This window comes from Streptosporangium sp. NPDC000239 (assembly GCF_040300765.1).
Taxonomy (GTDB): Bacteria; Actinomycetota; Actinomycetes; order Streptosporangiales; family Streptosporangiaceae; genus Streptosporangium.
Map to the genome: position 1 here is coordinate 631,560 of NZ_JBEPEI010000003.1, position 10,005 is coordinate 641,564.

General features: G+C 65.8%; 7 protein-coding genes, 1 tRNA gene and 1 rRNA gene. 8 read left to right on the forward strand and 1 reads right to left on the reverse strand.

Translation table 11 applies throughout. The features are described from left to right. The first annotated feature begins 7 nt into the window (after positions 1 to 7). Positions 8 to 81 (forward strand) — tRNA-Pro (locus tag ABT340_RS12050). Between the two features lie 86 nt (positions 82 to 167). Here ABT340_RS12050 and ABT340_RS12055 read toward each other — a convergent pair. Further along, a complete protein-coding gene (locus ABT340_RS12055; RefSeq protein WP_352010720.1) occupies positions 168 to 677 on the reverse strand; it encodes an ATP-binding protein in 510 nt (169 codons plus the stop codon). 243 nt (positions 678 to 920) lie between these two features. On the opposite strand from ABT340_RS12055, the gene ABT340_RS12060 reads away from it, so the two are divergent. The 7 genes from ABT340_RS12060 to ABT340_RS12090 form a co-directional block, all read left to right on the forward strand. Next, positions 921 to 1,787 carry a Sco1979 family transcriptional regulator gene (locus tag ABT340_RS12060; RefSeq protein ID WP_352010721.1) on the forward strand — a complete coding sequence of 289 codons (867 nt, stop codon included), beginning with the start codon at positions 921 to 923 and terminating at the stop codon, positions 1,785 to 1,787. 208 nt (positions 1,788 to 1,995) lie between these two features. After that, entirely contained in the window at positions 1,996 to 3,393 is a 1,398-nt protein-coding gene (gene tig / locus ABT340_RS12065; protein ID WP_352010722.1) for a trigger factor, read from the forward strand. 386 nt (positions 3,394 to 3,779) lie between these two features. Next, entirely contained in the window at positions 3,780 to 4,424 is a 645-nt protein-coding gene (locus ABT340_RS12070) for a ClpP family protease (RefSeq protein WP_386186651.1), read from the forward strand. A gap of 11 nt (positions 4,425 to 4,435) precedes the next feature. Next, the gene (locus tag ABT340_RS12075) at positions 4,436 to 5,080 is read left to right on the forward strand and encodes an ATP-dependent Clp protease proteolytic subunit (protein ID WP_352010723.1); all 645 of its coding nucleotides are present in this window, start codon (positions 4,436 to 4,438) and stop codon (positions 5,078 to 5,080) included. A gap of 192 nt (positions 5,081 to 5,272) precedes the next feature. Next, the gene (clpX, locus tag ABT340_RS12080) at positions 5,273 to 6,553 is read left to right on the forward strand and encodes an ATP-dependent Clp protease ATP-binding subunit ClpX (RefSeq protein ID WP_184724068.1); all 1,281 of its coding nucleotides are present in this window, start codon (positions 5,273 to 5,275) and stop codon (positions 6,551 to 6,553) included. Positions 6,554 to 6,759: 206 nt separating this feature from the next. Continuing rightward, positions 6,760 to 9,345, forward strand: coding sequence for a valine--tRNA ligase (locus ABT340_RS12085; protein WP_386186648.1), 2,586 nt, complete (start codon positions 6,760 to 6,762; stop codon positions 9,343 to 9,345). A 597-nt stretch (positions 9,346 to 9,942) separates the two neighbouring features. After that, a 16S ribosomal RNA gene (locus ABT340_RS12090) occupies positions 9,943 to 10,005 on the forward strand; the annotation flags it as partial.

Sequence of the window (10,005 nt, forward strand, 5' to 3'; positions counted from 1 at the left end):
CGACGTACGGGGTGTGGCGCAGTTTGGTAGCGCACCTGCTTTGGGAGCAGGGGGCCGCAGGTTCAAATCCTGTCACCCCGACGCTGGTGGGGGCCGATCCGATCGGATTCGATCTGGGTCGGCCTTTTCATCTGGTTCGCCTGGCTCATCCGACTCTGTCGGGTGGGTCAGTGCGTCCCGCTGAAGAGCGCCCAGACGGCCTTGCCGCCGCGGTTGAGGTGGTCCCAGCCCCAGCACTTGCTGTAGGTCTCCACGATGTAGAGGCCACGGCCGTTCTCCGAGATGAAGTCCGGCTCCTTGGGGGTGGGGACCTCGTCACTGGGATCGGCGACGGCCAGCAGCACGTGGGGAGACAGGTGCAGCAGCACGAGGGTGATCGGGTTGGCCTCCATCGTGCTCGGTGGACGCAGCGCGTAGCGCACCGCGTTCGTCACGAGCTCGGAGACCACCAGGGCCGCGTCGTCGCTCAGCTCCGACAGGCCCCACTCCCGCAGCTTCGACCTCGTCACCTCGCGGGCGGTCTTCACCGAGTCCGCCTGGTGGGGAAGCGGGCACGCCGTGGCGTCGGAGTGCCTGGCCGCGAGCAGGTCGTCGAAGCTCACCTCGCGAGTCGCCTGCAGGTAGCCGGCAGCCGATTTCGGCTCCTCCACCATCCTGCCGGTATCTCCCGCTCTCATCGTGAGTCTCCGCGCTGGTTGTGAGTTTTCAGAGCTTGTGCACCATAAGCCCAATATGCACTAGGCCATCATGGGTCACCGGAACGCCCGCTGCAAGACCCAAATGCACGTGCAGTTGCATCGTGCAGGCGCATGGGCGAACAGTAGAAGAGGTTGTCGGACCGGACACGGAGTTGGGACCTTGTCATTGCGCCTGGAAGTGGTGACACTGTGTGCGCTGGCCCAACTGAATAGGGAGGCGAAGTGACGCAGGTTCAACCGGGCTCGGGTCCCACGGCTCTGCGGATTCTCCTGGGCTCCCAGTTGCGCCGGCTGCGCGAGGCCAAGGGCCTGTCGCGTGAGGAGGCCGGGCACCTCATCAGGGGGTCGGAGTCCAAGATCAGCAGGATGGAGCTCGGCAGGGTCGGCCTGCGGGAACGCGACGTCGCCGACCTGCTCACCTTCTACGGTGTCGAGGAGGAGGAAGCCAGGGCGGCCGTCATGGAGCTGCTGCTCAAGGCCAACGAGCCCGGCTGGTGGCACCGCTTCAACGACCTGCTCCCCTCGTGGTTCCAGACCTACGTCGGCCTTGAGGAGGCGGCCTCCCGCATCCGCACCTACGAGGTGCAGTTCGTGCCGGGCCTGCTCCAGACCAAGGAGTACGCCCGGGCGGTCATCACCGCGGGCAGCGCGGGCATCTCCCCCGAGGAGATCGCGCGCCGCGTCGACCTGCGGATGCAGCGCCAGCGGGTGCTCGAACGCCCGGACGGCCCGTTCTTCTGGGCCGTCATCGACGAGGCCGCGCTGCGTCGCCCCATCGGTGGCGCCGAGGTGTCCCGCGCACAGCTGGAACACCTGCTCGACCTCATGCGCCAGCCCAATATCACGATTCAGGTCATGCCGTTCAGCTTCGGCGGTCACAGCGCCGAGGGCGGCGCCTTCAGCGTGCTGCGTTTCCAGGACAGCGAGCTTCCCGACGTGGTCTACGTCGAACAGCTCGCCAGCGCCCTCTACCTGGACAAGCGTGAGGAGGTCGACCGCTACAGCGAGGTCATGGAACGGCTGTGCGCGGTCAGCACCACTCCGGGGGAGACGACCGACATCCTGCGGAGAATCATCAAGGAGAACTGAACGAGCGCCGGTCGCTCCCAGGCGCGGCTCTGCCCTAGACTGGCCAGCGGCGTTGGACACCCGCCACAGTTGATCATGCCCTAATATCGCATGTCTGAACGGCTGTGTCCGGTGCCGCTCATGTGGGCGCGGCGCGCGAGCTTGCCGCGGTAGCCGTACGACTTGACGCGCCCGCGATCACTCGAAGCTTGATCAAGGAGACCACCCCGTGAAGACCGCTGTCGAGGAGCTCAGCCCGACCCGGGTCAAGCTCACTGTCGAGGTGCCGTTCGAGGAGCTCGGCGAGAGCATGCAGGCGGCGTACAAGAAGGTCGCGCAGCAGGTGCGCGTCCCCGGCTTCCGCCCCGGCAAGGTCCCGGCCCGGATCATCGAGCAGCGCTTCGGCCGCGCGGTGGTTCTGGAGGAGACCCTCAACGACGCGGTGCCGAAGCTGTACGGCCAGGCCGTCGACGAGAGCGACATCTTCCCGGTCAGTCAGCCGAGCATCGAGGTCACCAAGATCGATGACGGCGAGCAGGTCGAGTTCACCGCCGAGGTGGACGTCCGCCCGAACTTCGACGTTCCCGACTACGAGGGCATCGAGGTCACCGTCCCGGTCGCCCAGGTGACGGACGAGGACGTCGAGGCCCAGCTGGACGGCCTGCGCCAGCGCTTCGCCACGCTGACCGGCGTCGAGCGCGCCGCGGCCAACGGCGACTACGTCGTGATGGACCTGGCCGCCGCGATCGACGGTGTGAACATCGAGGAGCAGCAGGCGGGCGACGTCTCCTACGAGGTCGGCGCGGGCTCCGTGCTGCAGGGCCTCGACGACGCGCTGGTCGGCATGTCCGCCGGTGACGTCAAGGAGTTCACCACCAACCTGGTCGGCGGGCAGAACGCCGGCGAGGAGGCCGTGGTGACCATCACCATCAAGAGCGTCAAGGAGAAGGTCCTCCCCGAGCTCGACGACGAGTTCGCCCAGCTGGCCAGCGAGTTCGACACCCTCGACGAGCTCAAGGAGAGCGTCCGCGAGCAGGTGCGCCGCACCAAGCTGATCGAGCAGGTCGTCCAGGCGCGCGAGAACGCCCTCGACGCGCTCCTCGACAAGCTCGACATTCCGATCCCGGAGAGCGCGCTCAAGGCCGAGGTCGACAGCCGCAAGCACAACCTTGAGCACCAGATCGCCGAGAGTGGCCTGAGCAAGGAGGCTTACTTCCGCCTCTACCAGACCACCGAGGAAGAGCGTTTCGCCGAGTTCGACACGAGCTCCGCCAAGGCGATCAAGACCGGCTTCGTGCTCGACAAGATCGTCAAGAACGAGGAGCTCGGCGTCAGCGAGCAGGAGCTGACCGACTTCGTGGTGCGCCGCGCCATGCAGATGAACGTCGCCCCCAACGCCCTCGCCAAGCACCTGGCCGACAACGACCAGCTCACGCTGGCCATGGTCGAGATCGTCCGCGACAAGGCCAAGAGCGTCGTCGGTGACGCGGCCAAGGTGGTCGACGAGGCCGGCGAGACGGTCGACCTCAAGGCCATCTACAGCGAGATCAACGGCCAGGAAGTGGTCGAGGAGCCCGCTGAGGGCGCCGAGGCCGCAGAGGGCGACGCCGACAAGGCCGCCGAGTAGGCCACAAGGCGGTTCCACGACCTACGTGACGCCTCCCCGGTGCCGGGCACCGGGGAGGCGTCACGCTTTCCCACTCGCGGGAAACCCCCATCCGGGCAGTCAGGTACGGCTGAGCGCCCGCACAGGTGTCCCGGCGTGTCGCGCCGTCCTTGTCCGGGGGGCCGCCCCGAATGTCCTCCAGGGGCCTTCCTGCGCCGTGGACGCCGTCCTACACGGCGGATTCGGCGGCGGGGCCGTAGGGGCTCGGACCAGGCGAAGGGGTGTGGGACGGTGCGGGGAGCATGCGCCGTCAGCGAACAGCACGTGGAGGGGGCATGTCCGGTAGGCGCCGCGCGTTAAGGTCACAAGCAAAGCCAATCGATTACGACGCATCGGAAGGTGACGCTGTGACCAGCCCGCCGACCTTCTACCAGCCGACCGGCTCCGGGCCCGAGTCGATGAGCCAGCAGAACGGCTCGTTCAGGCTCGAAGACCAGCTCTATCAGCGGCTGCTGCGTGAGCGCATCATCGTGCTGGGCACCCAGGTCAACGACGAGATCGCCAACCGAATCTGCGCCGAGCTGCTGCTGCTCGCCGCGGACGATCCCGACAGGGACATCTGGCTCTACATCAACTCGCCGGGCGGATCGGTGACCGCCGGTATGGCGATTTACGACATGATGGAATACGTGCCCAATGATGTGTGCACGGTCGCGATGGGACTGGCCGCCTCCATGGGGCAGTTCCTGCTCTGCGCCGGTGAGAAGGGCAAGCGTTACGCGCTCCCGCACGCACGCATCATGATGCACCAGCCGTCCGGGGGCATCGGTGGCACCGCCGCCGACATCGCCATCCAGGCGGAGCAGATGCTCTACGTCAAGAAGACCCTTGCCGAGCGCATCGCCTTCCACACCGGTCAGCCGCTCGACCAGATCGAGGCCGACTCCGACCGTGACCGCTGGTTCACGGCCGAGGAGGCCAAGGACTACGGCTTCATCGACAATGTCGTGCGCAGCGCCCGGCAGGTGCCCTCAACGGGCGCCGTCTCCTGAAGGGGCAAAAGGTGAGTGAGTTGATCCGGCCGGGAGACATCAACGGCCGTTACGTTATCCCTACCTTCGTCGAGCGCACGTCGTACGGCGTCAAGGAGATGAGCCCGTACAACAAGCTCTTCGAGGACCGCATCATCTTCCTCGGCGTGCAGGTTGACGACACCTCGGCCAACGACGTCATGGCGCAGTTGCTGACGCTGGAGTCGATCGACCCCGACCGCGACATCAGCATCTACATCAACTCGCCGGGCGGCTCGTTCACCGCCATGATGGCGATCTACGACACGATGCAGTTCGTCCGGCCGGAGATCCAGACGGTCTGTCTCGGTCAGGCCGCCTCGGCGGCGGCGATTCTGCTGGCCGGCGGCACGCCCGGCAAGCGGTTCGCCCTGCCCAACGCCCGCATGCTGATCCACCAGCCCTCAACCGAGGGTGGCGGCCAGGGAAGCGACATCGAGATCCAGGCGCGTGAGATCCTGCGGATGCGCACGCAGATGGAGTCGATCCTGTCCAGGCACTCGGGCAGGAGCGCCGAAGAGGTCCGCAAGGACATCGAGCGGGACAAGATCCTCGATGCCGAGGAAGCCAAGGCGTACGGGCTGATCGACGACATCATCCCGTCGCGCAAGAAGCTCGCCAAGGCCATAGCCTCCTAATGAGGTCTATCGCACCGGAACGGTGCCCAATTGGGCACCTTCCGGTGCGACTCGCCGCTAGGGGGCTCACTGAGGGCTCAGAAGACGGTAACGTCGAAACCTGAGCGGGATGACTTTTCGCACCGGGTATCGGTCCGGTCGGAAGAAACGGACCGCGAAGCCAGGGCGGTCCCACGCAAAGGAGTATCTGGGGTGGCACGCATCGGCGACGGGGGAGACCTGCTGAAGTGCTCTTTCTGCGGGAAGAGCCAGAAGCAAGTCAAGAAGCTCATCGCCGGACCCGGCGTATACATCTGCGATGAGTGCATCGATCTCTGCAACGAGATCATCGAAGAGGAGCTCAGCGAGTCCTCCGAGCTCAAGTGGGACAGTCTGCCCAAGCCGAGGGAGATCTACGAGTTCCTCGACGCCTACGTCATCGGTCAGGACCAGGCGAAGAAGGCGCTCTCGGTGGCGGTCTACAACCACTACAAGCGGGTGCAGTCCGGCGAGCGCGGGCGTGACGACGGCATCGAGCTGTCCAAGTCCAACATTCTGCTGTTGGGCCCGACCGGTTCCGGCAAGACACTGCTCGCCCAGACGTTGGCGAAGATGCTGAACGTGCCGTTCGCCATCGCCGACGCCACCGCCCTGACAGAGGCGGGCTATGTGGGCGAGGACGTCGAGAACATATTGCTCAAGCTGATCCAGGCCGCTGACTACGACGTCAAGAAGGCCGAGACCGGCATCATCTACATCGACGAGGTGGACAAGATCGCTCGCAAGAGCGAGAACCCCTCGATCACCAGGGACGTCTCCGGCGAGGGCGTGCAGCAGGCCCTGCTGAAGATCCTGGAGGGCACCACCGCGAGCGTGCCGCCCCAGGGCGGGCGCAAGCACCCCCACCAGGAGTTCATCCAGATCGACACCACCAACGTGCTGTTCATCTGTGGTGGCGCCTTCGCGGGTCTTGAGAAGATCATCGAGTCCCGGGTCGGCAGGAAGGGCATCGGCTTCAACGCCATCATCCGTTCCAAGGACGACATCGACACCTCCGACATCTTCGGAGACGTCATGCCCGAGGACCTGCTGAAGTTCGGCATGATCCCCGAGTTCGTCGGCCGCCTCCCGGTCATCACCAGCGTGCACAACCTTGACCGCGACGCGCTCATCCAGATCCTCACCGAGCCGCGCAACGCCCTGGTCAAGCAGTACCGCCGCCTGTTCGAGCTGGACAACGTCGAGCTGGAGTTCAGCGACGACGCCCTGGAGGCCATCGCCGACCAGGCGATCCTGCGGGGCACCGGTGCCAGAGGCCTGCGCGCCATCCTGGAGGAGGTCCTGCTTTCGGTGATGTACGAGGTGCCCTCCCGACAGGACGTGGCCCGCGTCGTCATCACCCGAGAGTCGGTGCTCGAGCACGTCAACCCGACCCTCGTGCCCCGTGACCAGCTGAACAAGCAGCAGCGCACGCCGCGCGAGAAGTCCGCCTGACCTCAGCGCCGGACGATCCGAAGCGGCGACGCCCCCGCGTTCCTCTACGCGGGGGCGTCGCCGTGTCCACGGTCTTTCCGGGTCTTTCCGGTGGCTGGAGTCCGGCCGCCATCCGAAGAGAGACATGTCTGGACAGGGCGGAAGGTGTGCGGACACCTGACGACGGCCGCGAGTCGGGGACATCGACCGTCCGGACGTCTCTAGAATTGGACACCGTGACGACGCCAGAGCTGCCTACCCAGTACACCCCCGCCGACGTGGAGACCCGGAGCTACGAGCGCTGGGTGTCCGAGGGGTACTTCACCGCCGACCCCAGCAGCGAGCGCGAGCCGTACAGCATCGTCCTGCCCCCGCCGAACGTAACCGGTGTCCTGCACATCGGCCACGCCCTCGACCACTCGATCCAGGACGCGCTGACCCGCCGCGCCCGCATGCGCGGGCAGGAGACGCTCTGGCTGCCGGGTATGGACCACGCGGGCATCGCCACCCAGAACGTCGTCGAGCGTGAGATCGCCAAGGAGGGCCTCTCTCGCCACGACCTTGGCCGGGAGGCCTTCGTCGAGCGCGTCTGGCAGTGGAAGGAAGAGTCCGGTGGCCGGATTCTCGGGCAGATGCGGAAGCTCGGCGACGGCGTCGACTGGTCCCGCGAGCGCTTCACCATGGACCCCGGTCTCTCCCGCGCGGTCCAGACCATCTTCAAGAAGCTCTTCGACGACGGGCTCATCTACCGCGCCGAGCGCATCATCAACTGGTGCCCGCGCTGCCTGACGGCGTTGTCCGACATCGAGGTCGAGCACAGCGAGGACGAGGGCGAACTCGTCTCGATCCGGTACGGCTCCGGCGAGGACGAGATCATCGTCGCCACGACCCGCGCCGAGACCATGCTGGGCGACACCGCGGTCGCCGTGCACCCCGAGGACGAGCGCTACGCGCACCTGGTCGGCAGGCAGGTCGAGCTCCCGCTGACCGGCCGCAGCATTCCGGTCGTGGCCGACGAGCACGTCGACCCCGCCTTCGGCACCGGAGCGGTCAAGGTCACTCCGGCGCACGACCCCAACGACTTCGAGATCGGCCGCCGTCACTCGCTGCCCTCTCTCATCGTCATGGACGAGCGCGGAGTGATCACCGCACACGGTCCGTTCGAGGGGCTCGACCGCTTCGAGGCCAGGCCCGCGGTCGTGGCCGCCCTGCGTGAGCAGGGCCGGATCGTCGCGGAGAAGCGGCCCTACCTCCACTCGGTCGGTCACTGCTCACGCTGCAAGACAGTGGTCGAGCCGAGACTGTCGCTGCAGTGGTTCGTCAACGTCTCGCCCCTGGCGAAGGCCGCCGGCGACGCGGTCCGTGAGGGACGCACCCGGATTCACCCGCCGGAGCTGGCCAAGCGCTACTTCGACTGGGTCGATGACATGCACGACTGGTGTATCTCACGGCAGCTGTGGTGGGGACATCGGATTCCGGTCTGGTACGGCCCCGAGGGTGAGGTCGTCTGCGTCGGCCCCGACGAGGAGCCGCCCGCCGGCTACGTCCAGGACTCCGACGTCCTCGACACCTGGTTCTCTTCGGGACTGTGGCCGTTCTCGACCCTGGGCTGGCCGGAGAAGACCCCCGAACTGGCCAAGTTCTACCCGACCTCCGTCCTGGTCACCGGTTACGACATCCTGTTCTTCTGGGTGGCCAGGATGATGATGTTCGGTATCTACGCGATGGAGGGTCGTCCTCCGTTCCACACCGTCGCGTTGCACGGGATGGTCCGCGACCAGTACGGCAAGAAGATGTCCAAGTCGTTCGGCAACGTGGTGGACCCGCTCGACTGGGTCGAGCGCTTCGGCGCGGACGCCACCCGTTTCACGCTCCTGCGCGGTGCCAACCCCGGATCCGACGTGGCGATCAGCGAGGAATGGGCAGGCGGCTCCCGCAACTTCTGCAACAAGATCTGGAACGCCACCCGCTTCGCGCTCATGAACGGCGCGACGGTCGGTGAGCTTCCTGTCGAGGAGCTGACCGCGGCCGATCGCTGGATCCTCTCTCGGCTGCAGGAGGTCGTCGGTACGGTCGACGCGGCCTTCGAGGAGTTCGAGTTCGCCAGGGTCTCCGATGTGCTGTACCACTTCGCCTGGGATGAGGTCTGCGACTGGTACCTGGAGCTGGCGAAGATCCAGCTGGCCGCGGGACAGGAACACACCCGGCTGGTGCTCGGGCACGTCTTCGACGCGCTGCTCCGTCTGCTCCATCCGCTGGTGCCGTTCGTCACCGAGGAACTGTGGCGAGCGGTGACCGCGGCCCCCTCCATCGTGGTCGCCCCGTGGCCCGTGGTTCAGGAGTCGCTGCGCGACGGTGACGCGGAGAAGGAGATCGTCGCCCTCCAGGGGCTGGTCACCGAGATCCGCAGGTTCCGTTCCGACCAGGGTCTCAAGCCAGGCCAGCGAGTCGCGGCACGACTCTCCCTCACCGGTACGGCCCTGGCCCCGCACGAGGGGGCGATCAGGTCGCTGCTCCGCCTCGACCAGCCGTCCGACTCCTTCGCCGCGACCGCGCGCCTCGACGTCGGCGGAATCCAGGTGGAGATCGACACCGCGGGGACGATTGATGTGGCGGCTGAGCGCAAGCGTCTGGAGAAGGATCTCGCGGTGGCACGCAAGGAAGCCGCCCAGGTGGCCGCCAAGCTTGGCAATGAGCAGTTCATGTCGAAGGCGCCTGACGACGTGGTGGCCAAGGTGCGTGCCCGTGCCGCCCAGGCGGATCAGGACATCGCGAGACTGACGGCCCAGCTCGACGCGCTGCCCGTCGGCTGAACACTCGATCGCATTACAGAGCTCGGGATCGGTTGGTGGTCCCGGGCTCTCGCGTGTCGGCTTCGGGCACACGTTTGAGACATGGTGACCCAGGGAAGACTTAGTTGTTACCGGCAAGTTGGTCCTGAGAGCCCGAATGGACTGCTAGAGTTCTTCAAGTGGGACGAGATCCCACACACCCTTCCAAAAGATCACTGAAGATCTAGCCTGTCTGAGGGATTGGACAGAAGCCGGATGTCAGAGTAAGTTGGAAGGGTTGCTCCGGAGACGGGGTGAGCGAGATCCTAGCGGGTCTGACAGGTTGGTGTCGAGTGGCTGCGAAGGCAGCGGGTTGACACGGACCGGCCGGAAATGATAGGATGGGAACACGGAAGTTTGTGCCCCTGAAGTGGTCGCACCGGATGGTGTGGCGGCAGACGGTGAACGCGTCCGTTTCTTGAGAACTCAACAGTGTGCTAAAAGCCAGTGCATGAAGCACAAACCCGTCCTAACGCACGACATGGCGACATGATCCGTGCGGGGATGGATTCCTTTGGTTGATGCACCAACCCTGTAGCGGGGTTGGGTGCTTTCAGCCGGGGTTGACTCGAAAAGCATTGTTTGGAGAGTTTGATCCTGGCTCAGGACGAACGCTGGCGGCGTGCTTAACACATGCAAGTC